25 protein-coding genes are annotated in these 26630 nt (G+C 54.5%); 16 read left to right on the forward strand and 9 right to left on the reverse strand.

Features of this window, described 5'->3' with window-relative positions:
• Positions 1-12: 12 nt before the first annotated feature.
• Positions 13-1140 carry an ABC transporter substrate-binding protein gene (locus CWM66_RS02765; RefSeq protein ID WP_107146222.1) on the reverse strand — a complete coding sequence of 376 codons (1128 nt, stop codon included), beginning with the start codon at positions 1138-1140 and terminating at the stop codon, positions 13-15.
• Between the two features lie 545 nt (positions 1141-1685).
• Here CWM66_RS02765 and CWM66_RS02770 point away from each other — a divergent pair.
• The 4 genes from CWM66_RS02770 (at position 1686) to CWM66_RS02785 (ending at position 4902) form a co-directional block, all read left to right on the forward strand.
• Entirely contained in the window at positions 1686-2387 is a 702-nt protein-coding gene (locus tag CWM66_RS02770; protein WP_007374552.1) for a GntR family transcriptional regulator, read from the forward strand.
• A gap of 121 nt (positions 2388-2508) precedes the next feature.
• Positions 2509-3693, forward strand: coding sequence for a M20 aminoacylase family protein (locus tag CWM66_RS02775; RefSeq protein WP_090397057.1), 1185 nt, complete (start codon positions 2509-2511; stop codon positions 3691-3693).
• Positions 3690-4493 (forward strand): pyrroline-5-carboxylate reductase, encoded by an 804-nt coding sequence (locus CWM66_RS02780; protein WP_007374550.1) that lies wholly within the window; start codon positions 3690-3692, stop codon positions 4491-4493. Before CWM66_RS02775 ends, CWM66_RS02780 begins: the two co-directional genes overlap by 4 nt.
• A 25-nt stretch (positions 4494-4518) precedes the next feature.
• A complete protein-coding gene (locus tag CWM66_RS02785) occupies positions 4519-4902 on the forward strand; it encodes a RidA family protein (protein ID WP_007374549.1) in 384 nt (127 codons plus the stop codon).
• A gap of 514 nt (positions 4903-5416) precedes the next feature.
• On the opposite strand, the gene CWM66_RS02790 is transcribed toward CWM66_RS02785, so the two are convergent.
• Both CWM66_RS02790 and icd read right to left on the reverse strand, forming a co-directional pair.
• Positions 5417-5908 (reverse strand): anti-virulence regulator CigR family protein, encoded by a 492-nt coding sequence (locus CWM66_RS02790; RefSeq protein ID WP_007374548.1) that lies wholly within the window; start codon positions 5906-5908, stop codon positions 5417-5419.
• A gap of 284 nt (positions 5909-6192) precedes the next feature.
• Complete coding sequence (gene icd / locus CWM66_RS02795) at positions 6193-7443, reverse strand: NADP-dependent isocitrate dehydrogenase (protein WP_007374547.1); 1251 nt, start codon at positions 7441-7443, stop codon at positions 6193-6195.
• A gap of 186 nt (positions 7444-7629) precedes the next feature.
• On the opposite strand from icd, the gene rluE reads away from it, so the two are divergent.
• From rluE to CWM66_RS02835, 8 genes are all read left to right on the forward strand, one after another.
• Positions 7630-8298: a 23S rRNA pseudouridine(2457) synthase RluE gene (gene rluE, locus CWM66_RS02800; RefSeq protein ID WP_035886413.1), complete on the forward strand. Its 669-nt coding sequence runs from the start codon at positions 7630-7632 to the stop codon at positions 8296-8298.
• Positions 8291-8743 (forward strand): NUDIX hydrolase, encoded by a 453-nt coding sequence (locus CWM66_RS02805; protein ID WP_007374545.1) that lies wholly within the window; start codon positions 8291-8293, stop codon positions 8741-8743. Before rluE ends, CWM66_RS02805 begins: the two co-directional genes overlap by 8 nt.
• Before the next feature lie 118 nt (positions 8744-8861).
• The gene (gene mnmA, locus CWM66_RS02810) at positions 8862-9968 is read left to right on the forward strand and encodes a tRNA 2-thiouridine(34) synthase MnmA (protein WP_007374544.1); all 1107 of its coding nucleotides are present in this window, start codon (positions 8862-8864) and stop codon (positions 9966-9968) included.
• Positions 9969-10041: 73 nt separating this feature from the next.
• Complete coding sequence (hflD, locus tag CWM66_RS02815; RefSeq protein WP_007374543.1) at positions 10042-10671, forward strand: high frequency lysogenization protein HflD; 630 nt, start codon at positions 10042-10044, stop codon at positions 10669-10671.
• Positions 10672-10690: 19 nt separating this feature from the next.
• Positions 10691-12061, forward strand: coding sequence for an adenylosuccinate lyase (gene purB / locus CWM66_RS02820; RefSeq protein WP_090397063.1), 1371 nt, complete (start codon positions 10691-10693; stop codon positions 12059-12061).
• Positions 12062-12197: 136 nt separating this feature from the next.
• A complete protein-coding gene (gene phoP / locus CWM66_RS02825; RefSeq protein WP_007374541.1) occupies positions 12198-12872 on the forward strand; it encodes a two-component system response regulator PhoP in 675 nt (224 codons plus the stop codon).
• Positions 12869-14332, forward strand: coding sequence for a two-component system sensor histidine kinase PhoQ (gene phoQ / locus CWM66_RS02830; protein ID WP_007374540.1), 1464 nt, complete (start codon positions 12869-12871; stop codon positions 14330-14332). The genes phoP and phoQ overlap by 4 nt, the downstream gene beginning before the upstream one ends.
• Before the next feature lie 142 nt (positions 14333-14474).
• On the forward strand, positions 14475-15596 hold the full coding sequence (locus CWM66_RS02835) for a cupin domain-containing protein (protein WP_107146223.1): 1122 nt from the start codon (positions 14475-14477) through the stop codon (positions 15594-15596).
• Positions 15597-15699: 103 nt separating this feature from the next.
• Here the strand turns inward: CWM66_RS02835 and pepT are convergent, their stop codons facing one another.
• Complete coding sequence (gene pepT / locus CWM66_RS02840; RefSeq protein WP_007374537.1) at positions 15700-16926, reverse strand: peptidase T; 1227 nt, start codon at positions 16924-16926, stop codon at positions 15700-15702.
• A 256-nt stretch (positions 16927-17182) separates the two neighbouring features.
• Here pepT and potA point away from each other — a divergent pair, with 256 nt between their 5' ends.
• The 4 genes from potA (at position 17183) to potD (ending at position 21130) form a co-directional block, all read left to right on the forward strand.
• Complete coding sequence (potA, locus tag CWM66_RS02845; RefSeq protein ID WP_167289988.1) at positions 17183-18334, forward strand: spermidine/putrescine ABC transporter ATP-binding protein PotA; 1152 nt, start codon at positions 17183-17185, stop codon at positions 18332-18334.
• On the forward strand, positions 18318-19175 hold the full coding sequence (gene potB, locus CWM66_RS02850; protein ID WP_007374535.1) for a spermidine/putrescine ABC transporter permease PotB: 858 nt from the start codon (positions 18318-18320) through the stop codon (positions 19173-19175). Before potA ends, potB begins: the two co-directional genes overlap by 17 nt.
• On the forward strand, positions 19172-19969 hold the full coding sequence (gene potC / locus CWM66_RS02855) for a spermidine/putrescine ABC transporter permease PotC (RefSeq protein ID WP_007374534.1): 798 nt from the start codon (positions 19172-19174) through the stop codon (positions 19967-19969). The genes potB and potC overlap by 4 nt, the downstream gene beginning before the upstream one ends.
• 114 nt (positions 19970-20083) lie before the next feature.
• Positions 20084-21130: a spermidine/putrescine ABC transporter substrate-binding protein PotD gene (potD, locus tag CWM66_RS02860; RefSeq protein WP_007374533.1), complete on the forward strand. Its 1047-nt coding sequence runs from the start codon at positions 20084-20086 to the stop codon at positions 21128-21130.
• 80 nt (positions 21131-21210) lie between these two features.
• Here potD and CWM66_RS02865 read toward each other — a convergent pair whose 3' ends face one another.
• The 5 genes from CWM66_RS02865 to cobB all read right to left on the reverse strand — a co-directional run bounded on the left by CWM66_RS02865 (position 21211) and on the right by cobB (position 26623).
• Positions 21211-22602, reverse strand: a complete 1392-nt coding sequence (locus CWM66_RS02865) for an NAD-dependent succinate-semialdehyde dehydrogenase (RefSeq protein WP_035886165.1) — start codon at positions 22600-22602, stop codon at positions 21211-21213.
• A 251-nt stretch (positions 22603-22853) separates the two neighbouring features.
• Positions 22854-24215 (reverse strand): ATP-binding protein, encoded by a 1362-nt coding sequence (locus CWM66_RS02870; protein WP_107146224.1) that lies wholly within the window; start codon positions 24213-24215, stop codon positions 22854-22856.
• The gene (locus CWM66_RS02875; RefSeq protein WP_007374530.1) at positions 24187-24870 is read right to left on the reverse strand and encodes a response regulator transcription factor; all 684 of its coding nucleotides are present in this window, start codon (positions 24868-24870) and stop codon (positions 24187-24189) included. Before CWM66_RS02875 ends, CWM66_RS02870 begins: the two co-directional genes overlap by 29 nt.
• Positions 24870-25628 carry a MipA/OmpV family protein gene (locus CWM66_RS02880; protein WP_007374529.1) on the reverse strand — a complete coding sequence of 253 codons (759 nt, stop codon included), beginning with the start codon at positions 25626-25628 and terminating at the stop codon, positions 24870-24872. Before CWM66_RS02880 ends, CWM66_RS02875 begins: the two co-directional genes overlap by 1 nt.
• A 173-nt stretch (positions 25629-25801) precedes the next feature.
• The gene (gene cobB / locus CWM66_RS02885; protein ID WP_007374528.1) at positions 25802-26623 is read right to left on the reverse strand and encodes a Sir2 family NAD+-dependent deacetylase; all 822 of its coding nucleotides are present in this window, start codon (positions 26621-26623) and stop codon (positions 25802-25804) included.
• Positions 26624-26630: the final 7 nt, after the last annotated feature.

Genomic DNA, 26630 nt, shown 5'->3' on the forward strand with positions numbered 1-26630 from the left:
TAAAGCGGCTCGTTACCGGGGAACCGGTACGCCATTAAACGCTTTCACTTTCAGGTACGGCTGGGACTGACGCTGGTTATCGGCGTCGAGATTTAATGTGCCGGTAATACCCGTAAAGCCAGGCGCAACGGTTTTCATTGCCGCGATCATGGCTGCCGGATCGGCACTGTGCGCTTTATTAATCGCTGCCGCCGCCAGCATCACGCTATCCCAGGCATAGCTGCCGTACACGGAGCGAGGTTTCTCATGGAATTTTTGCTGGTACAGCTCAGCATAATTTGCGCCATTGCCGCTCGCCGCTTTCTGGTCAATACCCGCGACTTCCATACCAACCTGTCCGTTGGTGTACTGCGCCGGGGAACCTTCAATGGCCATGGTTAAATACATGCCATACCAGGGCGTTTTATTCAGACCCAGCTCCCAGGCCTCGCGGTTCAGCACAATGGCATCCTGGCCGTAACTGGTATAGACATAGGCTTGCGGATGGGCGCGGGAGATTTGCTCCAGCTCGCGGCGATAAGAAGGCTGACCGCTGGTATAGAGCACTTTGGCGACCACTTTGCCGCCCTCTTTTTCAAACGCTTTGCTGAATTGCTCCGCCATCCCCTGACCGTAAGCGCCATCCGGGGCGATAAAGGCCACTTTGCTGTAACCGAGCTGGCGCACATCTTGTGCCGAGAAGCTCGCGGAAAGGGAATCCAGGCCAATAACGCTCCAGGAGGTAGCGCCGATTTTGCGGATATCGGTGCTGGTGCCGGAAATATTGATGTGCAGCAGGTTATTCTTCACCAGATATTGCCCAATCGGGATGGTGACGCTGGAGGAAAAACTGCCCATTACTAAAGGGACATGGTTAACCTGGGTTAACTTACGTACGGCATTCAGGCCTGTTACCGGGCTTTCGGCGGAATCTTCCACGATCACATGTAATGGCTGACCATTAACGCCGCCCTGGGCATTGACCTGTTCAACCGCCAGTTCCATACCACGACGCTGATCTTCACCAATGCTGGCGCTGGTGCCGGTTAAGGGCAAAATCGCGCCAATGTTCACATCGGCCTGCGCCGTGTGCGCCAGACCTAACAACGTCATACCTGCCAGTGTTGACAGCGTCATGCCCTGCCCAAAACGATTTTTCATGTTGGTTCTCCGGTTTGCTGTTGCCGGCTTCTGAGGCCGGTGTTTTGTCGCCTGCGCAAACGTGCACAAGCCTGTCTGGTAATGCCAATAAGCGCGCACTAAAGTGAATATATAAGTGCATACACTTGTGCATTAAGCAAAGACGATGCCAGGGAGCCTGGATGTTCCCGACATCAGGTGCTTATTTCAGGCGAGACAAATGCAAATTCCCGAATAAATACAAGGGAATCGAAAATAATGAAAATCGCATCATGAAACTTTCATTTTCGTTTTTTACTGTGGTTGATAAAAACATCTGCGTGCAAAAGTGAATACACTTTGAGTCATTTTGGTGCAACGCTGCCGTAAAATGGTGCGGAAAGAACCAACGACAACAAATAATATAAAACAACTTATAAATCAGTAACATTAAAATGAAACGAAAGTGTATTCACTTTTGTGTTGAGTTGTTTTTTTCGCTGTGCTATCTATAAAAATATTACGTGAAATAACCTGTACAGCATTTTTATTTTCGTGCTGAGTGTGCGGTAAATTAAGGGGATAATGTGGTTGCTATTAAAAAGAAATCCCGTAGCGCTGACAGTGTGGAAAAGGTCTACGAGAAAGTGAAAGGCCTGGCGATTGATTACCACTTTCGTCCCGGCGAACGGGTGAATGAAGTTGAGCTTGCGGCACAACTGGGCGTCTCGCGTACCCCGGTGCGGGAAGCGCTGAACCGTCTGGCGAAAGACGGCTTTATGAACTTTGTACCCAACCGGGGTTTTTACTCCCGCGACCTGACGCCGGAAGGTGTCCGCGAACTGTATGAAGTGCGAATGGTGATAGAGCAATCGACCTTTCGTTTCGCCTGCCTGCGGGCAACCGATGAAGAGATCGCTGCGACCACGGCTATCTGGGAGGAAGTGAGCCAGCATCGCCCGGCGCAAACCGAACAGGACTGGGCGAAGATCGCGGAAATCGATGAGCGTTTCCACATGGAAATAGCCCGTATTTCCCATAACAGCCGGCTCTATGAAATGCTCGACAGCCTGAATTCGCTAAGCCGTTTTTTCCGGCGCATCGATCTCGAAACCCCCGTACGCCGGAACAATGCCTATGACGAGCATGTCGAAATTATCGCGGCTTTACGTCAGCGGGATATAGAAAAAGGCGTGGTACTGATTGAGCAACATATTTCATTGAGTGCCGAGCACGCGGTTGAAGTGACAAAAGAAGGGCTTGCGAGGATCTATTTTGGCAAGCCCTGAGACGCTCTTTCCGTCAGGAGCACAACGATAATTTAATCAGCTACCAGAGGGCATTACGCGTTCCGGTAATCCATTCACAGCGTCATGCTGCGGCATTGCGCCGGGAAAATGTAGAGGAAATATGCGCTCCATTCCCGAAGAGATTATTCAACAGTCGATTATCTGGCGACGTGAAATCCACGCGCGCCCGGAGATTGGCTTACAAGAGTTTCATACGTCCGCGAAAATCAGCAGCCTGCTGCGCGAATATGATCTTGAAGTGCATACCGGCATCGCAGGCACTGGCGTGATTGGTGTTCTTCGCAATGGCGAGGGACCGGCAATAGCCCTTCGCGCTGATATTGATGCCTTACCCATCCAGGAAAACAATGTTGTTGACTGGTGCTCAACCTCGCCTGGCACGATGCACGCCTGTGGACATGACGGACATACTGCCATTCTACTGGGTGCGGCGCGCTATCTCAGCCAGACCAGGGCATTCAACGGTACGGTGTACTTTATTTTTCAGCCTGCGGAAGAGAATGCCGGCGGCGGGCGTTTGATGGTGGAAGAAGGGATCTTTACGCGCTTTCCCGTTTCTGCGGTTTATGCGCTGCACAACTGGCCGGGGCTTCCGGTGGGAGAAGTGGCCGTGAGCGCAGGCCCGATGATGGCTTCGCAGGACAATTTTTTTATCACGCTGACTGGCGTGGGATGCCATGCAGCGATGCCGGAAAAAGGTGCCGATCCGGTGCTGGCCGGTGCGCACCTGATTACCGCATTGCAAACGATCACCACACGCCGCCTCTCACCGCTGGACAGCGCCGTGATCAGCGTGACGCAACTGCAGGCCGGAGAAGCAATAAATGTCGTTCCGCAGACAATGCACTTGTCCGGCACGCTGCGTTGCCTGAGCCAGGCCGCCAGAGCGCGCTGCCAGACCCTGATGGCGGAGTATGTTGAACAACTCACCGGGCCGTTTGGCGTCAGTGGCAGCATTCGCTGGGAATATGGTTACCCGGTAACTGTCAACCATGCGCAACAGGCAAAAATTCTGGCGGATGCCGCACGCCATGTCCCCGGGATCACGCAGGTCCACACACAGCTCTCGCCATCCATGGCGGCAGAAGATTTCGCCTATTTTCTGGAAGCCTGTCCGGGCGCTTATCTGTGGCTGGGGGCCGATCGCCCAACGCCTGGCGCGGCGTTACATAACCCACATTACGATTTTAATGACCAACTTATCGCGCCTGGCATCGGTCTTTGGGTATCGCTGGTGGAGAGGTCATTGTGCCCTGTTTCTGTTACTTCCGAGGATTCACTATGAGCCATATCCACTTTATTGGTGCCGGTCAAATGACCGAAGCGATTCTGCGTGCCGCCTTAAAACGCGGCGCATTAAACCCGGATCAGGTCAGCTTATCGGATATTGATCCGGCGCGAATTGAAACGCTGAAAACGCGCTATCAGTTGAGCAATACACAAGATTTACCCGATGCGCTGGCCGCAGCGGATCACATCGTGATGGGGGTTCGTCCGCAGGATGATATTGCCGGTGTCGCGCAACTGATCAAGCAGCATGCGGCGCCACAGGCGTCGGTCATTTCTATTATTGCTGGCGTAACGCTGGCTCAACTGTCCGTAATGCTGGGCGAGTCGCGCCCGATTACGCGGATCATCCCGAATACGCTGACGGATACCGGGCTGGGCTACAGCGGCGTGGCGTTTAATGCTTATGTCAACAGCGCCTCCGTCATGCCGTTCCTCGAAAGTTTCGGCAAGGTGATGGTGCTGGAAGAACGGCTGATTGACGTCTTCACCGGTTTTGCTGTCGCTGGCGTCAATTATGTCTATTACTTTGTCGAAGCGCTGGCTGACGCCGGTGTTCTTGCCGGGTTAACCCGCACGCAGTCCACGCAGGTGGTGTGGGAAAACCTGGTCGGCGCGGTTGAAATGCTTAAGTTATCCGGACGCCATCCGCGCCAACTGATGGATATTAATAACTCTCCGGCGGGTGTCGGCATTAATGGCTTATACGAGTTGAATAAAAGTGATTTCGCCGCTGGCCTGCAAAGCAGCGTTCTGGCTGCGGTACGTCGTACAACGGAGCTTTCCGGTCAAAAATAACGCTACTTTTTAACAAGGTTGGTCTATGTCAGCAATTTCAACTTCCCAGGCGCCTGCCGCTATTGGGCCTTATGTTCAGGGGGTAGATTTAGGCTCCCTGGTGTTCACTTCCGGTCAGATCCCGTTAAACCCTGCGACGGGCGAGATGGCGACGGATATTGCGCAGCAAACCCGACAGTCGCTGGAAAATGTGCAGGCCATTATCGAGGCCAGTGGTCTGCAGGTGGCGGATATTGTTAAAACCACCATTTTTGTCAAAGACCTTAATCATTTTTCGCAGGTAAATGCGGTGTATGAAGCCTTTTTCCGCGAACACCACGCCGCTTTCCCGGCACGTTCCTGCGTGGAAGTGGCACGCCTGCCAAAAGATGCCGGTGTGGAAATTGAGGCCATGGCAGTACGCCGCTAATCATATCAGTGCATGATTCAGGGCAGCTCGTCTTGTGTGGACAGGTCTGTTTTCACTGACGTAGTCTGCCCGAATCACCATGCTGCCCTTATCTCTTCAGATACGATGAAAACAGCTACCCCACTCTTCTCACTATCCGCAGCAACATACTCACCGGCAAACCTTCATTATTGTGACCTGGATAAAATGACAACCAGTGAATAAACAATTCCAAACGTTTATTACTCCAGCAACTCAACAAAACGCTGCCCTGGCAAAGCTATTCGCCGCTACAAATATTCATTGCTAAACCAGAGGATTCCCACCGAATAGCATCATCGTCACGGGCCCAAAAAAATAACCTCTACTGAGATTTTTCTTTTATTGGTTTTATTTAATGGCAACTCAGATCATCGGTATAAATCCGTATATTTTTCAAAACTCTCATTCAGATAATCGCCTTCTCTGGAGGGAATTCACGGATAACAATATAACGCCCCGCAGATGCGAAGCGTTGATGAAAAAGAGATGGTGGTTAATCAAATACACCATTGATGATGGCGGTAACAATGGCTGTACTCAGTGCGATCAGCACCAGATCGTCGCCGACAATACGCCATTCATAACCGGGATAATAAGGCAACTGGCCCAGCATTGATGCAGGTACGGCTTTTTTAGCAATGCCCGGAGGTAAAGGTTTACCGCGCGCAAGGTTTTTAGCAATGCCAGGAGGCAGTGCCTGGTAACCTGTTAAGCCATAGTTTATCGCCAGAGAACGGGCGCGGGAGACACTAATGTCCGACTCCACGTGGTCCGGTTTTCCATAGTTTTTACGATTACCCTGATCGGCTGCGGCACTGCTGTTCCCTCTGTTTCCGCTGTTGCCTTTATTGCCGCTATTGCCATGATTACCACCACTATTGCCGTTACCATTTCCGTTGCCCGGATTAGCAAAAGCAGGAGCCGCGAGTAAAGAGAGTGAAATCACCGCCGCAAGAGCAGTATTAAAAGTGCGACGCTTAAACATGATTTTTATACCTTCACAGTGAGTACACTTTATAAGCATATTAAGTTTACCCAGATTCGGAAATCTCATTAATTCTTATTTTTAAGCCGCATTACCCCAACTACGCAGGGAATATTAATAAAACCTTAAGATTGATAACCAGCAATGAGTAAAAACCAAAGCATTATTGCAGACTAATATAGTAAATATCCGCGAAGTTAATTTTCATCAGTCTGCTAATTATTCACACGCAATAAAAAACGGGAACCCTCAGGCTCCCGTTCTTGTGTAACCCGCGAAGCGGATTACATGTTCGCGATAATCGCGTCGCCAAACTCTGAGCATTTCAGCAGCTTAGCGCCTTCCATCAGACGTTCAAAATCGTAGGTCACAGTTTTGGCGTTAATCGCGCCGCTCATGCCTTTGACGATCAGGTCTGCCGCTTCAACCCAGCCCATATGGCGCAGCATCATCTCAGCGGAAAGGATCACCGAACCTGGGTTCACTTTGTCCTGACCGGCATATTTCGGTGCCGTGCCGTGGGTCGCTTCGAACAGTGCGCATTCGTCACCGATGTTCGCGCCAGGCGCAATACCAATACCACCAACCTGAGCAGCCAGGGCGTCAGAGATGTAGTCACCGTTCAGGTTCATACAGGCGATAACGTCATATTCAGCCGGACGCAGCAGGATCTGTTGCAGGAACGCATCAGCGATCACATCTTTAACGATGATCTCTTTGCCGGTTTTCGGGTTCTTGATTTTCTGCCACGGGCCGCCGTCGATCAGTTCACCGCCGAACTCTTCGCGAGCCAGCTGGTAACCCCAGTCTTTGAACGCGCCTTCGGTGAACTTCATGATGTTGCCTTTGTGAACCAGCGTCACGGAATCGCGGTCGTTGGCGATCGCGTATTCAATCGCAGCGCGCACCAGACGTTTGGTGCCTTCTTCGGAGCACGGCTTGATGCCAATACCGCAATGTTCCGGGAAGCGAATTTTCTTCACGCCCATCTCTTCGCGCAGGAATTTGATCACTTTTTCTGCGTCAGCAGAGTCCGCTTTCCATTCGATACCGGCGTAAATGTCTTCAGAGTTTTCACGGAAGATGACCATGTCAGTCAGTTCCGGATGTTTAACCGGGCTTGGGGTGCCCTGGTAGTAACGAACCGGGCGCAGACAGATGTAAAGATCCAGCTCCTGGCGCAGCGCAACGTTCAGGGAACGGATGCCGCCGCCAACTGGCGTGGTCAGAGGGCCTTTAATCGCAACGCGGTATTCACGAATCAGATCAAGTGTTTCAGGCGGCAGCCAGACATCCTGGCCATAAACGTGGGTCGATTTCTCACCGGTATAAATTTCCATCCAGGAAATTTTACGCTCACCTTTGTAGGCTTTCTCCACGGCGGCATCCACCACTTTCAGCATTGGCGGGGTCACGTCAACACCGATACCGTCACCTTCAATGAACGGGATAATCGGGTTATTCGGAACGTTGAGTTTGCCATTTTGCAGGGTGATCTTTTTACCTTCCGCCGGAACAACTACTTTGCTTTCCATTCACCTCTCCTTCGAGCGCTTCTGGTTGTTTGCTCGCTGACTTCATGCCGGGGCGCTCAGACTTTGTCCGTTCACCTGTTATCTGAATCACACAGAGCAAACCGTTTTTTGTTAATGAATTGTAATGAGCCCGTCAATACTAACCGATACTCAGGCTCCATGAAAGGCAATCGTTATTCCGCTATAATGCGGCAATTGATAACTACTGAAAATACCATGAAGAAAACTTCTTTTAGAAATCACCGGGTTGAGCGATTCAGCTCGCGACAAGCGTCTAAACCTTCCGGACAAAGCCAACCAAAACGCGTCATTTTGTTCAATAAACCCTACGATGTTTTGCCACAGTTTACCGACGAAGCCGGACGCAGCACGCTGAAAGATTTTATTCCGGTGCAGGGCGTATATGCCGCCGGTCGTCTTGACCGCGACAGCGAAGGGCTGCTGGTGCTGACCAATGATGGCGCGCTACAGGCGAGCCTTACCCAGCCCGGCAAACGTACCGGCAAAATTTATTACGTGCAGGTGGAAGGCGAACCGACTGACGAAGCCATCACCGCGCTGCGCAGCGGCGTCACCCTCAATGACGGCCCAACCCTGCCCGCAGGTATTGAGCGGGTCAATGAGCCAGACTGGCTGTGGCCGCGCAATCCGCCGATCCGCGAGCGCAAATCGATCCCTACCGCATGGCTGAAAATCACGCTGTACGAAGGGCGCAACCGCCAGGTGCGTCGTATGACTGCCCATGTTGGGTTTCCCACCCTGCGTCTCATCCGCTACGCTATGGGGAATTACACGCTGGATAACCTCGCCAACGGCGAGTGGCGTGACGCTTACCAGGGAGCCAACCATGTTTAAACCGCATGTTACCGTCGCCTGCGTGGTTCACGCCGCCGGCAAATTCCTCGTTGTAGAAGAGACCATCAACGGCAAAGCACTATGGAACCAGCCTGCCGGCCATCTTGAAGCCGACGAAACTCTCGTGCAGGCGGCAAAACGTGAGTTGTGGGAAGAGACCGGGATCCGCGCCGAGCCGCAGCAGTTTATCCGCATGCACCACTGGATCGCCCCGGACAAAACCCCGTTTCTGCGTTTTCTGTTTGCCATCGAGCTTGACGAAATGTGTGCCACCGAGCCGCACGACAGCGATATCGATCGTTGTCTGTGGGTAACTGCCGAAGAGATTTTGCAGGCGGCAAATTTGCGCTCGCCGCTGGTCGCGGAGAGCATTCGTAGCTGGCAGCGCGGGGAGCGCTATCCGCTGGCGCTAGTCGGGGAATTTAACTGGCCGTTCACCGCGTAAATGGCCGTTGTGTGCCTTATTGCAACACATTCACAACATGAATGGGCACAAAGGGATGCCTGCGCTGTCAGCCCGTGATAGAATACGCCGCCCTGAAGTTCTTAGTCGTGAGTATTCTATGTCTGATAGCCCAAAAAAAGTGATCGTCGGCATGTCCGGCGGTGTCGACTCTTCCGTTTCCGCTTACCTGTTGCAGCAGCAAGGTTATAAGGTGGAAGGCCTGTTCATGAAGAACTGGGAAGAGGATGACGGCGAGGAATACTGCACCGCGGCGGCGGATCTGGCCGACGCGCAGGCCGTTTGCGACAAGCTCGGCATTGAGCTTCACACCGTCAACTTTGCCGCAGAGTACTGGGACAACGTGTTCGAACATTTCCTGGCTGAATATAAAGCCGGGCGTACGCCGAACCCGGATATTCTCTGCAACAAAGAGATCAAATTTAAAGCCTTCCTTGAGTTTGCCGCCGAAGATCTGGGCGCAGACTACATTGCCACCGGCCACTATGTGCGCCGCGCCGACGTTGACGGCAAAAGCCGCCTGCTGCGCGGCCTTGATGGTAATAAGGATCAGAGCTACTTCCTGTATACGCTGGGCCATGAGCAAATAGCCCAGAGTCTGTTCCCGGTCGGCGAGCTGGAAAAACCGCAGGTGCGTAAAATCGCCGAAGAGCTCGGCCTGGCCACCGCGAAGAAAAAAGACTCTACCGGCATCTGCTTTATCGGCGAGCGTAAATTCCGCGAATTCCTCGGTCGTTATCTGCCAGCCCAGCCGGGCAAAATCCTCACCGTCGACGGTGAAGAGATTGGCGAGCATCAGGGGCTGATGTACCACACCCTCGGCCAGCGCAAAGGTCTGGGGATCGGCGGCACCAAAGAGGGTAGCGAAGAGCCGTGGTACGTGGTTGATAAAGACGTGGAAAACAATATTCTCATCGTCGCGCAGGGTCACGAACATCCGCGTCTGATGTCCGTTGGGCTGATTGCCCAGCAGTTGCACTGGGTCAATCGCGAGCCGCTGCAAGGGACGCTGCGCTGCACGGTGAAAACCCGCTACCGTCAGGAAGATATTCCCTGCACCGTCACCGTGCTGGACGACGAGCGCATCGAGGTCCGTTTTGATGCACCGGTTGCGGCCGTCACGCCGGGGCAATCCGCTGTCTTTTATCTCGGCGAAGTCTGCCTCGGCGGCGGCATTATTGAGCAGCGCCTGCCGCTGCCCCTTTAACGAATTAGCGTAAATACTGGACTGGCGAAAGCCCGCGCAGCAGTTAACACTGCGGGCAGTGGAAGGAGTGAGTGTGGCGAAGAACTATTACGATATTACCCTCGCGCTGGCAGGCATTTGCCAGTCCGCACGGCTGGTGCAGCAACTGGCGCACCAGGGGCATTGTGACTCCGACGCGCTGCACGTTTCGCTCAATAGCGTTATCGATCTTAACCCGGACTCCACGCTCAGCGTCTTCGGCGGCAGTGAAACCAATCTGCGCACCGGGCTGGAAACGCTGCTTGGCGTGCTGAACGCCAGCAGTCGCCAGGGTCTGAATGGTGAATTAACCCGCTACACTCTTTCTATGATGGTGCTGGAGCGTAAACTTGCCGGCAGCAAAGGGGCAATGGAGACGCTCGGTAACCGCATTGCCGGATTACAGCGCCAGCTTGAGCACTTCGATCTGCAATCGGAGACGCTACTCAGCGCGATGGCCGGTATTTATGTTGACGTTATCAGCCCGCTGGGGCCGCGCATTCAGGTCACCGGTTCGCCCGCCGTGCTGCAAAGCCCGCAGGTGCAGGCAAAAGTACGCGCCACGCTACTCGCCGGGATCCGCGCCGCCGTGCTGTGGCATCAGGTCGGCGGGGGCCGCCTGCAATTGATGTTTTCCCGAAATCGCCTGTCGACACAGGCCAAACAAATTCTCGCTCATTGTTAACCTCCCGGAGTTGTGACTTATGGAATTATCCTCACTGACCGCCGTTTCCCCTGTCGATGGACGCTACGGCGATAAAGTCAGCGCACTGCGCGGGATCTTCAGCGAATTCGGTTTGCTGAAATTTCGTGTTCAGGTTGAAGTACGCTGGCTGCAAAAACTGGCGGCGCACGCGGCGATCAAGGAAGTTCCTGCTTTTGCTGCCCACGCAAACGGTTACCTCGATAAAATCGTCGAAGACTTCAGTGAAGAAGATGCCGCCCGCATTAAAACTATCGAGCGCACCACTAACCACGATGTCAAAGCGGTCGAATATTTTCTGAAAGAGAAAGTGGCCGATGTTGCCGAACTGCACGCGGTATCTGAATTTATCCACTTTGCCTGCACCTCGGAAGATATCAATAACCTTTCCCACGCGCTGATGCTGAAAACCGCCCGTGACGAAGTGATCCTGCCTTACTGGCGCAAGATCATCGACGCGGTAAAAGATCTGGCGGTGCAGTACCGTGATATTCCGCTGCTCTCGCGCACCCACGGCCAGCCGGCAACGCCGTCCACTATGGGTAAAGAGATGGCCAACGTCGCTTACCGTATGGAGCGTCAATTCCGCCAGCTGAACCAGGTGGAAATTCTCGGCAAAATCAACGGCGCGGTAGGTAACTACAACGCCCACATCGCCGCCTATCCGGAAGTGGACTGGCATCAGTTCAGCGAAGAGTTCGTCACCTCGCTCGGGATCCAGTGGAACCCGTACACCACGCAGATTGAGCCGCACGATTATATCGCTGAGCTGTTTGACTGCATGGCGCGCTTCAACACCATCCTGATCGACTTCGATCGTGATATCTGGGGCTACGTTGCGCTGAACCACTTCAAGCAGAAAACCATTGCCGGTGAAATTGGTTCTTCCACCATGCCGCACAAAGTTAACCCGATCGACTTTGAGAACTCCGAAGGCAACCTCGGTCTGTCAAACGCCGTGTTGCAGCATCTGGCCAGCAAACTGCCGGTTTCCCGCTGGCAGCGCGATCTGACCGACTCGACGGTATTGCGTAATCTCGGCGTTGGCGTTGGCTACGCGCTGATCGCTTACCAGTCAACGCTGAAAGGCGTAAGCAAACTGGAAGTGAACCGCGATCGTCTGCTCGACGAGCTCGACCACAACTGGGAAGTGCTGGCCGAGCCGATCCAGACCGTGATGCGCCGTTACGGCATCGAAAAACCGTACGAGAAGCTAAAAGAACTGACCCGCGGCAAACGTGTCGACGCCGAAGGGATGAAGCAGTTTATCGACAGCCTGGCGCTGCCGGACGACGAAAAAGCGCGTCTGAAAGCGATGACACCGGCCAACTATATCGGTCGTGCCATCACCATGGTTGATGAATTAAAGTAACCCGTTGTTCTGCCTGCCAACCCTCTTTTCCCTGAAAAGAGGGTTTCTTCCCTCCTGGTTTAGTAAATGTTTATCCCCACCGCCTGACAATCAGCGTTAAACTATTTGTATCAAAAATATATGGAGAGTTCTGACGATGCGCGTTCTCGTTGTGGAAGATAATGCTCTGCTGCGCCACCACTTAAAAGTTCAGTTACAGGAACTGGGACATCAGGTTGACGCGGCGGAAGATGCCAGGGAAGCGGATTACTTTCTGAACGAACATCTGCCGGACATCGCCATTGTCGATCTCGGTCTGCCGGATGAAGATGGCCTGTCGCTGATCCGCCGCTGGCGCAGCCATGAGGTTTCGCTGCCGGTGTTGGTTCTGACCGCCCGCGAAGGCTGGCAGGATAAAGTCGAAGTGCTGAGTGCGGGTGCCGACGACTACGTCACCAAACCCTTCCATATTGAAGAGGTGGTGGCGCGCATTCAGGCGCTGATGCGCCGTAACAGCGGCCTGGCTTCGCAACTGATCTCGATGCCGCCTTTCCAGGTCGATCTTTCACGCCGGGAATTATCCGTGAATGATGAAGTGGTGAAACTTACCGCTTTTGAATACACCATTATGGAAACGCTGATCCGCAACAGCGGCAAAGTGGTCAGCAAAGATTCGTTGATGTTGCAGCTTTATCCCGATGCAGAACTGCGCGAAAGCCATACCATCGACGTGCTGATGGGCCGGTTGCGTAAAAAAATCCAGGCGCAGTATCCCAATGACGTCATCACCACGGTGCGCGGTCAGGGTTATTTATTTGAATTGCCGAAATGAGACGCCTGCTGCGACACATCATGCCGCTGTCTTTGCGGGTTCGCTTTTTACTCGCCACGGCAGCCGTGGTGATGGTGCTCTCGCTGGCGTATGGCGTGGTGGCGCTGGTGGGTTACAGCGTTAGTTTTGATAAAACCACCTTCCGTCTGCTGCGCGGCGAAAGTAACCTCTTTTACACTCTGGCGAAGTGGGAAAATAACCAGCTCAGCGTTGAGTTGCCGGAAAATCTCAACCTGCAAAGCCCGACGGTGGCGCTTATCTATGATAAGAACAACAAACTGATCTGGTCACAGAAAGATGTGCCGTGGTTGCAGAAAATGATCGAGCCGGACTGGCTAACAGCTAACGGTTTCCACGAAATCGAAGCCGATGTCGATGCCAGCAGCACGCTGGTGGATGACGACCATTCCATCGCGGAAGAGCTGAAAGAGATCCGCAACGACGACAGCAACTCAGAAATGACGCACTCCGTGGCGGTGAATATTTACCCCGCCACGGCACGCATGCCGCAACTGACCATCGTGGTTGTCGATACCATTCCTATCGAGCTTAAACGCTCCAATATGGTCTGGAACTGGTTTATCTATGTACTGGCCGCCAACCTGCTGCTGGTGGTGCCATTGCTATGGATGGCGGCATGGTGGAGCCTGCGGCCGATTGAAGATCTGGCGCGGGAAGTGCGCGAGCTGGAAGAGCATCACCGTGAGCAACTCAACCCGGAAACCACCCGCGAGCTGACCAGTCTGGTGAGCAACCTGAACCGACTATTGAAAAGTGAGCGCGAACGCTACGACAAATATCGCACTACGCTGACCGACCTCACCCACAGCCTGAAAACACCGCTGGCGGTATTGCAAAGCACATTACGATCGCTGCGCAGTGAGAAGATGAGCCTTGGCGAAGCAGAACCCTTAATGCTGGAGCAGATCAGCCGTATTTCTCAGCAAATTGGTTACTACCTGCACCGGGCGACAATGCGCGGCAGCATCGGCCTGCTGAGCCGCGAACTGCATCCCATTGCACCGTTGCTCGATAACCTCACATCGGCGCTGAACAAGGTTTACCAACGCAAAGGTGTGAATATCACGCTCGACATCTCGCCGGAAATCAGCTTCGTCGGCGAGCAGAATGATTTTATGGAAGTGATGGGCAATCTGCTGGATAACGCCTGCAAATACTGCCTTGAATTTGTCGAAGTTTCGGCCCGGCAAACCGAAGATACGCTGCATATTGTGGTTGAAGACGATGGCCCGGGGATCCCGATTGCTAAACGCGAAATGGTTTTTGATCGCGGGCAGCGCGCCGATACACTGCGTCCCGGACAGGGCGTCGGGCTTTCCGTGGCGCGGGAGATCGTTGACCAGTATGAAGGGCAAATTCTGACTGGCGAGAGCCTGCTTGGCGGGGCCAGAATGGAAGTGATTTTTGGCCGACAGCACACCAGTGCAACCAGTGATTGATCGCCATCACTTACCGATTGTGCAAAAAGGGGGCGAATTCGCCCCCTTTTTCTTGTTATCTCACCCTGTTACGCAGACAAAATAGCGCATCAGCATTACTATAATCCTTTATTCAGCCACTGATTATTTGCCGGAAACGTATATGGAATATCATGTAGAGATAAACTGGCCAGACTTTATTCAACGCTACTGGCAAAAACGCCCGGTAGTGCTGAAACGTGGAATTAAAAATTTCGTCGATCCCATCAGCCCTGACGAACTGGCCGGGCTGGCAATGGAAAATGAAGTGGACAGCCGACTGGTCAGCCATCTTGATGGCAAATGGCAGGTCGGACACGGGCCGTTCCAGAGCTATGATCACCTGGGCGAAAACAACTGGTCGCTGCTGGTGCAGGCGGTTAACCACTGGCATCAGCCTGCCGCCGCATTAATGCGTCCGTTCCGCGCCCTGCCCGACTGGCGTACCGACGATCTGATGATCTCTTTCTCCGTGCCGGGCGGTGGCGTAGGCCCGCACCTCGACCAGTACGATGTGTTTATTATTCAGGGCACCGGCCGTCGTCGCTGGCGCGGGGGTGAAAAAACGCCGCTCAAGCAGCACTGCCCGCACCCGGATTTGCTCCAGGTCGATCCATTCGAGGCGATTATCGATGAAGAGCTGGAGCCGGGCGATATTCTCTACATTCCGCCGGGATTCCCGCATGAAGGTTATTCGCTGGAAAACTCGCTGAACTATTCGGTTGGTTTTCGCGCGCCAAGCGGCCGCGAATTGATCAGCGGTTTTGCCGATTACGTTTTACAACGTGAATTAGGCAGCCAGCGTTACAGCGATCCGGACGTGCCGCAGCGTGCGCATCCGGCGGATATTCTGCCGGAAGAGGTGGATAAACTGCGTGAGATGATGCTGAACCTGATCAACCAGCCCGAACAGTTCAACAACTGGCTGGGTGAGTTTATCTCTCAGTCGCGCCATGAGCTGGATGTCGCGCCGCCGGAACCGCCGTATCAGCCGGATGAAATCTATGATGCGCTGCAACAGGGCGACAAGCTGGTGCGTCTGGGCGGCCTGCGCGTGCTGCGTATTGGCGAAGACGTCTTCGTTAATGGTGAGAAAGTGGATACGCCACACCGCCCGGCGCTGAATGCGCTGGCAAGCGACGTTGTGTTAACCGGTGAGAACTTTGGCGATGCGCTGGAAGACCCGTCCTTCCTCGCCATGCTCGCCGCGCTGGTCAACAGCGGCTACTGGTTCTTCGAGGATTAATAAGCGCCGGATGGCGATTGCGTCTTATCCGGCCTGGAAAATCCGTCAACGTCCCGCCCTGTCACAGGCCCGGTAAGCAAAGCGCCACCGGGCATTTCCTGTATTAGTGCCCTTTTGCGGTCAATTCGGCGATACGGACAATGACCCGCACCGCTTTTTCCATCCCTTCAAGCGTCACAAATTCATGCTTGCCGTGGTAGTTATAGCCGCCGGTAAAGAGGTTCGGACACGGCAACCCCATAAAGGAGAGCTGCGCGCCGTCGGTGCCGCCGCGAATCGGTTTCATGTCCGGTTCGATGTCGCAGTCGCGCATCGCCTGCTGGGCGACTTCCAGGATATGCGGGAATTCCACCACTTTATCGCGCATGTTGTAGTAGCTGTCTTCAATCGCCAGTTCGATATAGCAATCCGGATGCAGCCCTTTACCCACTTTTTTGGCGATTTCCATCATTTTACGTTTACGCGCTTCGAAGGCTTTCCGATCAAAATCACGAATGATGTAGTGCATCTCGGCGCGTTCAACCGTGCCTTTGATGCTGGTCAGATGATAGAACCCCTCATAGCCTTCGGTCTGTTCCGGGCTCTCCTCTTCCGGCACCAGCGCATGGATCTTGCTGGCGAGCGTCAGGGCATTGACCATCACCCCTTTCGCTGTGCCAGGATGCACGTTATTGCCGACAATTTTGATGTCCACCGACGCGGCGTTGAAGTTCTCATACTCCAGCTCGCCTACGCCGCCGCCATCAACGGTATACGCCCATTTCGCGCCAAAAGCCTCAACGTCAAAATGTTTCGCCCCTTTGCCGACTTCCTCATCCGGGGTAAATGCCACACAGATGTCGCCGTGAGGAATATTTTCCTTTTTCAGCACCGCCAGCGCGGTCATGATTTCCGCGACACCTGCCTTATCATCCGCGCCGAGCAGCGTTTTGCCGTCGGTGGTGATCAGTGTCTGCCCCAGCAACTGATGCAGCACCGGGAACATCACTGGCGAGAGAATTTCATCGCCGATGCCGAGCGCGATATCGCCGCCGCGATAGTTTTCAAGGATTTGCGGGTTGACGTTTTTCCCGCTGCAATCAGGGGAAGTATCGACATGGGAGATAAAACCGATCGCCGGAACCGGCGTTTGCACGTTCGCAGGCAGCTTCGCCATCACCGTGCCTTTGTCACTTAACGTCACATTTTCCAGCCCTAGTTCTTCCAGTTGGGCCTGAAGTAAACGCAGGAGCTTCCACTGACCGTCCGTACTTGGCACCTGGCGGACGCCGGGCTTAGATTGAGTATCCAGCGAAACGTACTGTAAAAAACGCTCTAATAATTTGTCCATGAAGCCCCCCAACAAAATGTCACAACATTATCAGTAAGCATGAAAAGATAAATATTGCGTCAAGTCACCTTTACCCCGTAAACGAGTATATTTTCAAAATTGCTCTCGCACAGGAAATGTCGTTGAGAAAGCACCTGTTTGATGAGCAAAAAACTCACAATGATTGGCGATTTCATGGCTTTGCCGTAGAATGCCAGCCCTTAAATCGTGCACAACCCTCAAGGTGGTTAATCACAAACCCCGCATCCAATACGCCATTCGATGCGCAAACACGGGACAGAGTAAAAAATTGAACACACAATCGCGTTCGCGTTCGCCGCTGGTGCAACTGGCCGGTATTGGCAAAAGCTTTGATGGCAAAAATGTCATTACCGATTTTAATCTCACCATCAATAACGGCGAATTTCTCACCCTGCTTGGCCCCTCCGGCTGCGGCAAAACCACCGTTCTGCGCCTGATTGCCGGGCTGGAAAACGTCGATGCCGGTTATATCCGCCTCGATGACCAGGAGATAACGAACGTTCCGGCGGAACACCGCCATGTGAATACCGTTTTTCAAAGCTACGCCCTCTTCCCGCACATGACCGTTTTTGAAAACGTGGCATTTGGTCTGCGGATGCAAAAAACCCCGGCCAGCGAAATCACCCCGCGCGTCACCGAAGCGCTGCGCATGGTGCAGCTTGATGAGTTCGCCCAGCGTAAACCGCATCAGCTCTCCGGCGGCCAGCAGCAGCGCGTTGCAATCGCCCGTGCAGTGGTCAACAAACCGCGCCTGTTGCTGCTGGATGAATCCCTCTCAGCGCTCGACTACAAGCTGCGCAAGCAGATGCAGAACGAACTAAAAGCGCTGCAGCGTAAACTCGGCATTACTTTTGTTTTCGTCACCCACGATCAGGAAGAAGCGCTGACGATGTCCGATCGTATCGTGGTGATGCGCGATGGCCGTATTGAGCAGGACGGCACGCCGCGCGAAATCTACGAAGAGCCGAAAAATCTGTTTGTTGCCAGCTTTATTGGCGAGATCAATATCTTTAACGCCACGGTGCTCGAACGCCTGGATGAAACGCGCGTGCGCGCAAGCGTAGAAGGCCGCGAATGTCATATTCACGTCAATTTCGCCGTCGAAAAAGGTCAGCGGCTCAATGTGCTGCTGCGTCCGGAAGATCTGCGCGTGGAAGAGGTTCATGATGTTGCCGAAGTGGCAGGTCTGATCGGCTACGTGCGCGAACGCAATTACAAAGGCATGACACTGGAATCGATGGTTGAGCTGGAGAACGGCAAGATGGTGATGGTCAGTGAATTCTTCAACGAAGACGATCCCGATTTTGACCACTCGCTGGACCAAAAAATGGCCATTAACTGGGTGGAAAGCTGGGAGGTCGTACTGGCTGATGAAGAGTACAAGTAAATTCCAGAACGCGGCGATCATCACCATTGTCGGTTGGCTTGTACTGTTTGTCTTTCTGCCCAATCTGATGATCATCGCCACCAGCTTTTTAACCCGCGATGACGCCCATTTCGTTGCGCTGGTCTTTACGCTGGACAACTACACGCGCCTGTTCGATCCGCTCTATTTCGACGTGCTGCTGCACTCGTTGAATATGGCGCTGATCGCCACGCTCGCCTGCCTGGCGATCGGCTATCCGTTTGCCTGGTTTCTGGCGAAGCTGCCTGCCAAAGTGCGTCCGCTGCTGCTGTTCTTGCTGATTGTTCCCTTCTGGACCAACTCGCTGATTCGCATCTACGGGCTGAAGATTTTCCTCAGCACCAAAGGCTATCTGAATGCGTTCCTGCTGTGGCTCGGCGTTATCGATACGCCGATACGCATTATGTTCACCCCTGGCGCGGTAATTATTGGTCTGGTCTATATTCTGCTGCCGTTTATGGTGATGCCGCTCTACTCCAGCATCGAAAAGCTCGATAAGCCCTTGCTGGAAGCGGCGAGAGATCTGGGTGCCAGTAAGCTGCAAACCTTTACGCGCATTATCATTCCACTGACCATGCCGGGGATTATCGCCGGGTGTTTGCTGGTAATGCTGCCGGCAATGGGGCTGTTTTACGTTTCGGATCTGATGGGCGGCGCGAAAAATCTGCTGGTCGGCAACGTCATTAAGAGCCAGTTCCTTAATATCCGCGACTGGCCATTTGGTTCAGCAACCAGCATCACTCTGACAATCGTAATGGGGTTGATGCTGCTGGTTTACTGGCGCGCCGCGCGCTTGCTGAATAAAAAGGTGGAACTCGAATGATCGGTCGACTACTGCGCGGCGGTTTTATGACCGCCATTTATGCTTATCTCTATATCCCGATCATTATCTTGATCGTCAACTCCTTTAACAGTTCGCGCTTCGGCATTAACTGGCAGGGCTTCACCACGCAGTGGTACAGCCTGCTGATGAACAATGACAGTCTGTTGCAGGCGGCGCAGCACTCGCTAACCATGGCGGTGCTGTCGGCGACATTCGCCACGCTTATCGGTTCGCTGACCGCCGTCGCGCTTTATCGCTACCGTTTTCGCGGCAAGCCGTTCGTCAGCGGCATGCTGTTCGTGGTGATGATGTCGCCGGATATCGTAATGGCTATCTCCCTGCTGGTGCTGTTTATGCTGCTGGGCATTCAGCTCGGTTTCTGGTCGCTGCTGTTTTCGCATATCACCTTCTGCCTGCCGTTTGTCGTGGTTACGGTGTTTTCACGCCTGAAGGGGTTTGATGTGCGGATGCTGGAAGCGGCCAAAGATCTCGGGGCCAGCGAAATCACCATTCTGCGCAAAATCATTCTGCCGCTGGCGATGCCCGCCGTGGCCGCTGGCTGGTTATTGAGTTTCACGCTGTCGATGGATGATGTGGTGGTCTCCTCCTTCGTGACCGGGCCGGGGTATGAAATTCTGCCGCTGAAGATCTATTCGATGGTCAAAGTCGGCGTGTCGCCGGAAGTGAACGCGCTGGCAACGATTCTGCTGGTTCTGTCGCTGGTGCTGGTTATTGCCAGCCAATTGATTGCCCGCGATACCACCAAAGCCAGAAGCCAGCCGCGCCAGGCGTAACGAACACCGCCATGCCGGATTCAACAAGGCGTTCGCGAGAATTTCCGCCGCGTTCAATACCGGAATGGCAAATAAAATAGCCTGAAACAGAGGCTCAATCTCAGGGGACGTAATATGAAAAAATGGTCACGCCACCTGCTCGCAGCGGGCGCTCTCGCCCTCGGCATGAGCGCTGCGCACGCGGACGACAACAAAACGCTCTACTTCTACAACTGGACCGAGTATGTGCCGCCAGGCCTGCTGGAACAGTTCACCAAAGAGACAGGCATCAAGGTTATCTATTCGACTTACGAATCGAATGAAACTATGTACGCCAAGCTCAAAACCTATAAAGACGGTGCTTACGATCTGGTGGTGCCATCCACCTACTTCGTCGACAAAATGCGCAAAGAGGGCATGATTCAGAAGATCGATAAAACGAAGCTGACCAACTTCCACAACCTCGATCCGCAAATGCTCAACAAACCGTTCGATCCGAACAATGATTACTCGATCCCTTATATCTGGGGCGCAACCGCTATCGGTGTTAACAGCGAAGCTATCGATCCAAAGAGCGTCACCCGCTGGGCCGATCTGTGGAAACCCGAATACAAAGGCAGCCTGCTGCTGACCGACGATGCACGCGAAGTGTTCCAGATGGCGCTACGCAAGCTCGGTTACTCCGGCAACACCACCGATCCGAAAGAGATTGAAGCGGCGTATAAAGAGCTGCAAAAGCTGATGCCGAATGTGGCGGCCTTCAACTCCGACAATCCGGCGAACCCGTATATGGAAGGGGAAGTAAACCTCGGCATGGTATGGAACGGCTCGGCGTATGTAGCTCGTCAGGCCGGTACACCGCTGGAAGTGGTATGGCCGCAGGAAGGAGGTATCTTCTGGATGGACAGCCTGTCGATTCCGGCCAATGCGAAAAACGTCGACGGCGCGCTGAAGTTGATCAACTTCCTGCTGCGCCCGGACATTGCCAGACAGGTGGCGGAAACCATCGGTTACCCGACGCCGAACCTTGCCGCGCGTAAGCTGCTAAAACCGGAAGTGGCGAACGACAAATCGCTTTACCCGGATGCGGAAACCCTCAGCAAAGGCGAATGGCAAAATGATGTTGGCAGCGCCAGCGCCATTTATGAAGAGTATTACCAGAAGTTAAAAGCCGGGCGTTAAGCCGCAAACCGCGGCCCGGAATGTGGGCCGCGTCGCGTTAGCCGGGGAGCCGAACCGACGGGGGCTGGCTCCTCGCGCAGTTAAAAATCGGCATCAATATCGACAACCGAAATCAGCTTATGGTTGACGAACTCTTTAATCCCCAGCCCGGTTAATTCGCGGCCATAACCGGAACGGCGGACCCCGCCAAACGGGAGATCGGCTTTAACACGCGTGGGGTGGTTGATATACACCATGCCAGTAGAGATGCGGCTGGCCAGCGCTTCACCGTGCGCGGTATCGCGGGTAAAGACAGAACCGCCAAGGCCAAACGGCGAGTCATTGGCAATCCGCACCGCGTCGTCTTCGTTTTTGGCTCTGAAGATCATCGACACGGGGCCGAAGAACTCCATATGGTAGGCCGGATTGTCTGGCGTCACATTGGTCAGGATCGTCGGTTGTACAAATGCCCCGCGTTCCGGGACTTTCGGTCCAACTTCCAGCGCCTGTGCGCCATGCGCAATGGCCAGGCTGATTTTCTCTTTCACTTCGTCAGCGGCCTGTTGCGATGAGAGCGGTGCCAGCGTTGTGTTTTCATCCAGCGGATCGCCCGCCCGCAACGCGGCAACACCTTTGATGTAATGGTCAACAAACTGGTCATACACCTCATCAACAACGATCATGCGTTTCGATGAGACGCAAACTTGCCCGCCATTCCAGTGGCGACCAAATACGCCCCACTTCGCCGCTTTTTCGATATCGGCATCGGCAAGCACGATAAACGCATCGGCCCCGCCAAGTTCCAGCGTGGATTTTTTCAGCGCCTTCGCCGCTTGCTGAGCAACGGTGGCACCCGCGCCCTCAGAACCGGTTAACGCCACACCCTGTACCCGCGGGTCATTAAGGATCAGTTCGATATGGTGACGGGCTGCGTAGAGATTGATAAATCCGCCGTCAGGTAGACCGGCCTCTTTCATCAGGCGCTCAAACCGCGCGGCACTTTGCGGAACATTCGACGCATGTTTTAACAGGATGGTGTTACCGGCGGAGAGTTGCGGAGCAATGATGCGGGCGATTTGATAGTACGGGAAATTCCACGGCTCGATCGCCAGCAGCACTCCCAGCGGTTCATGCACAATTTTCGCCGTGGCTTCTTCCGGGTTTGCCACCGGCAGGATCTCCGGCGCCAGAAGTTTTTCGGCATTATGCACGTAGTATTCAAAAATTTGTGCCGACAGTTCCACTTCCGCTCGCGCTTCTGAAATCAGCTTGCCCATTTCAAGCGTAAGCAACTGCGCAAATTCATCTTTTTGCTGGCGTAACAGGTTGGCTGCGTTCTGTAAAATCGCGCCGCGCTGTGCAAATGAAACATTTTTCCACTCGCTAAAAGCACGGTGCGATCGTTCTATCGCGCCATTAACTTCAGCATCGGTGGCATCCGGGAACGTCTTAACGACTTCGCCGGTATACGGGTTTGTTGTGACATATGCCATGCTAATTCTCCTTTATGGGCCGGGAATCCGCGTACGGCTTCCCGGTTTTAGCTCGGCCCTTTCTCATCTGGTGGTACCGTGCAGATCGAAATCCGGGCCGATCCGGTTGTTCGCCATGATCGGTGTATCACGGGTATCAACAGAGAAATACTAAGTTTGTCACGCCTGCAGAGAAAGCCAGGAGATTTGTTGGCAATCCTCAGAATATCTGAACATCATGCACGCCGGATGCGGGGTGCAGAAAGTGCTACTCACTCCCCCGTCACACACAACCTCAGCCGCAGACCGGGTTGCACGTTTTCTGCCGTCAGCGACCAGCCATGAGCCACGGCAATTTCCTGGCAGATCGCCAGCCCCAGCCCGGCGCCGCTATCGCGCCGGTGTGCGCCGCGCCAAAAGCGCGTGAACAATAAAGGCAGTTCGTCCCCGATAACACCCGGCCCCCAATCGCGAAGCGTGATGGCCTGCGCATGAATTTCTATATGCACGTCGCTGCCCGCAGGCGCATGCTGGATCGCGTTTTCCATCAGGTTTTTCAGCAGGGTGAACAATGCGCCGCGATCGGCATTCCACACCACGGCAACATGCCTGAAGCTCAGCGTCAGATTGACGCGCGCCTCTTCGGCAATGCGCTGCAGAAATCGCGCGCTATCGCGGGCGACATCCGCCACATCAACCGGCGCGAAGTGGTAGCTCAGCGGCTCGCTGGCCTCCGCGAGGATCAGCAGTTGCTGTACCTGGCGGGAAAGATGTTCCACGCGAGCCAGCAGCAGTTCGCGGGCCTCGGCACAGTCGCTCATCAATTCCACTTCAGCGCGAATCAGCGTCAGCGGCGTCTTCAGCTCATGGGCGGCCTTCGCCAGAAAATCCTGCTGATTGCGAAACCCCGTCTCCAGCCGGGCTAATGCCTGGTTAAAACTGTCGATCAGCGGCGAAATCTCCGTGGGAACACCCGCCGTTGGCAAACGGGCATCCAGCGAGCGCGGCGAGATCGTGGCGGCTCCGGCGGATGCCTGTCGCAACGGTCGCAGCGACCAGGCCAGCGTCACCCAGGCGCACAAACCGAACACCACCAACAGCACCAGACTGAACAGCTCAATACCAAAACGAATAAACGGCAGGGCAAACCCACGGTGCAAGAAATCGATAATCCGCGAACTGGCGCTCACCTGGATATACCAGCGCTTTCCCTCCATGAAATAGGGATCGCTAGTACCGCCATATTCCGCGCCCTGCAATTGAAACTTGAAGTCGCCCGTAACCGGCGCAGTAAGTTGTGGTAGCGGCGGCCAGCGCTGCGCGCCGGGCGACATCAATACCACCTTCCCGTCGGCATCCATCACCCGGTAAGCCAGTTCCTCTTCGAGGCTGCTGTAGATCCACAGCGGATAATCAGCCCCTTCACGAAAACCGATCGGCTGACCGTGAGCATCAAATTGCAACTGGCGGGCTAACGCCCGGGTGTAATCAGTCAGATCCATTCCCGGCAAACGCTCTTTCACCACCATACCGAGCAGGATCAGCAGCGCAATGCTGAGCAGCACGCCGGTGATAAAGGCCAGTAAGATCTTGAACGACAGGCTGTTAAAGCGGCGTGTTTTCCCGGATGGCATAGCCCAGCCCCCTGATATTCACAATCTGCAAACGGGAGCCAATCGCCAGCAGTTTGCGGCGCAGCCGATACAAAACAACATCGAGGGCGTTCGGCGTAACGGCATCGCTCAGCCCCCACCCGGCCGCCTCCATACTGTTGCGGCGCACAATGCTGCCCTGCTTACGGATCAACGTCAGCATGATCTGTAGCTCAGCGGGAGCCAGCGGGACATTCTGCTGCCCGCAGCACATGACCGCCGATTCCGGCAATAAAGTGATATCGCCCCACATTGGCTTCAGGGTCTGGCTTTCGGCGGGACGACGTAATAATGCCCGCACACGAGCCACCAGCTCCTCCATGGCAAAGGGTTTGGCCAGATAATCATCGGCTCCGGCCTCCAGCCCTTCGACACGATCGTGCAACGCATCGCGGGCGGTCAGGATCAGGCACGGCGTGACAACCTGCGCCTGGCGCAGGCGCTGCAATAACTGCAAACCGTCGCCATCCGGCAATCCCCGATCGAGCACCAGCCCCTGGTAAGCCACTTGCTGTATGGCATGCCAGGCGGCATCGCCGCGACCGACGATATCCGTGGCGATCCCGGCGGCGCCCAGCCCTTTACCGATCAGGCGCGCCAGATGGTCATGATCTTCTATTAACAGTATTCGGCTCATCAGAAGTCGTAGAGATAACTCACAAAAAATCGGTTTTCGTTGGTCCTGTCCACCAGCGGGCTATCCTTAATTTCTGATGCCAGCAGCGTCGCCTGCACATCCACCATCAACAACTGGTGAGTGCTGAACTGCCAGCGGCCATTGAGGCCAATTTCCGTGTTCAGCGCGGCGTCCCCCTGCCAGGCCGGTCGCCAGGCACGGGCTTCATCGCTGCGCACGCCATAGTAATAATTCACATAATTGCTGTCGTAACGGTTCGCCACAACACGCGGCGTCAGGGTCACATCGCCCCACTGCCAGCTACGCTCCGCGCCAAGACGCAGGCGTTGCCCGTTGCTGTTACCGGAGATATCGTGCGACCAGTCGGTGAAAATATTCACCAGCGGGTTCTGCCACTCCACGTTGACGCCAGCCCACACGCCGCCTTTGCGCTTATCCATCCCACGCAGAATTTCGGCATCGTCGGAGGCGTAGCCTGCGCCATCATAGCGGGCTATTAGACCGGCATTTAGCCGTTGGGTTTCACTCCACTGCCAGGCAGGTAATTTCACTTCAGCAGTGGTGCCTAAAAAGCGGAAATAACGGTTTTCGATATGCAGTACCGGCAGCGGCGTGTATTCGCGGTCGATCCCGGTATAGGGTTTTTGCGTGCTGGCAACGCCGACGCCCAGCCCCCAGGTGGTGGCGTCATCGGCAAGGGCGGAAAATGAGAGAGACAGCAAACTGGCAGCAATAATGCGGTGCGGCACAACAACCATAATGGCGCTCCTGTTAGCAATGGAAGCGCTATCATCCGCGGTGAAAACTTACGGGGAACTTACCGGAAAGCGACTTGTAACTTATTTGTCGGGGAGAAACGAAAGGCCCGGCACGCAAAGCGCCGCCGGGCGACAGGCAAACGGCCTACTCCCGCTTGTGCGAGAGAGTGTCGTTACAGCCCTTTCAGCAATTTTTCCACGAATTCAGGCACCACTTCGCTTGCCAGCCCGTAGTGCTTCTCTTCGAACTCGCTGCCGACCTGGCTTGGTTCAAGGTTCAGCTCGACGGTGTGCGCGCCCTGAAGTTTCGCTTCGTGGACAAACCCGGCAGCCGGGTAAACATGCCCGGATGTGCCAATGGCGATAAAGACATCGGCCATCGCCAGCGCGCTGTAAATTTCATCCATGCCCAGCGGCATCTCGCCAAACCACACCACATGCGGGCGCAGCGGCGCGGGGAACTGGCAGCAGTGGCATTTATCTTCACGCGTGACATCGCCGGTCCACTCCAGCACCTGCCCGCTCTGCGAGCAACGCACTTTCAGTAGCTCACCGTGCATATGGATAATGTTTTTGTTGCCGGCGCGCTCATGCAGGTTATCGATATTTTGCGTGATCAGCAGGAAACGATCGCCCAGCGCCTGCTCCAGCTTCGCCAGCGCCAGGTGCGCGGCGTTCGGCACAATCTCCGGCAATTGCAACTGCCGACGACGATCGTTATAAAAAGTCTGCACCAGCTGCGGGTTGCGGGCAAAACCTTCCGGCGTTGCCACATCTTCCACATGATGCTCTTCCCACAGCCCGTCGGCGGCGCGAAAAGTACGAATGCCGGATTCGGCAGAAATGCCCGCTCCGGTCAGGACGACGACTCTTGGTTTTTCCATCAGTTCCGGTACCACTCTGTCTCTGAAGAAAATTCGCTGGCGTAACCGCTCGCGCTGGCGGCGTTTGTTACGGCGAAAACGGCTGAGACGATGTAAACGACGCGATTGCATGGCATCC

The organism is Kosakonia sp. H7A, assembly GCF_003028445.1.
GTDB classification, from domain to species: domain Bacteria; phylum Pseudomonadota; class Gammaproteobacteria; order Enterobacterales; family Enterobacteriaceae; genus Kosakonia; species Kosakonia radicincitans.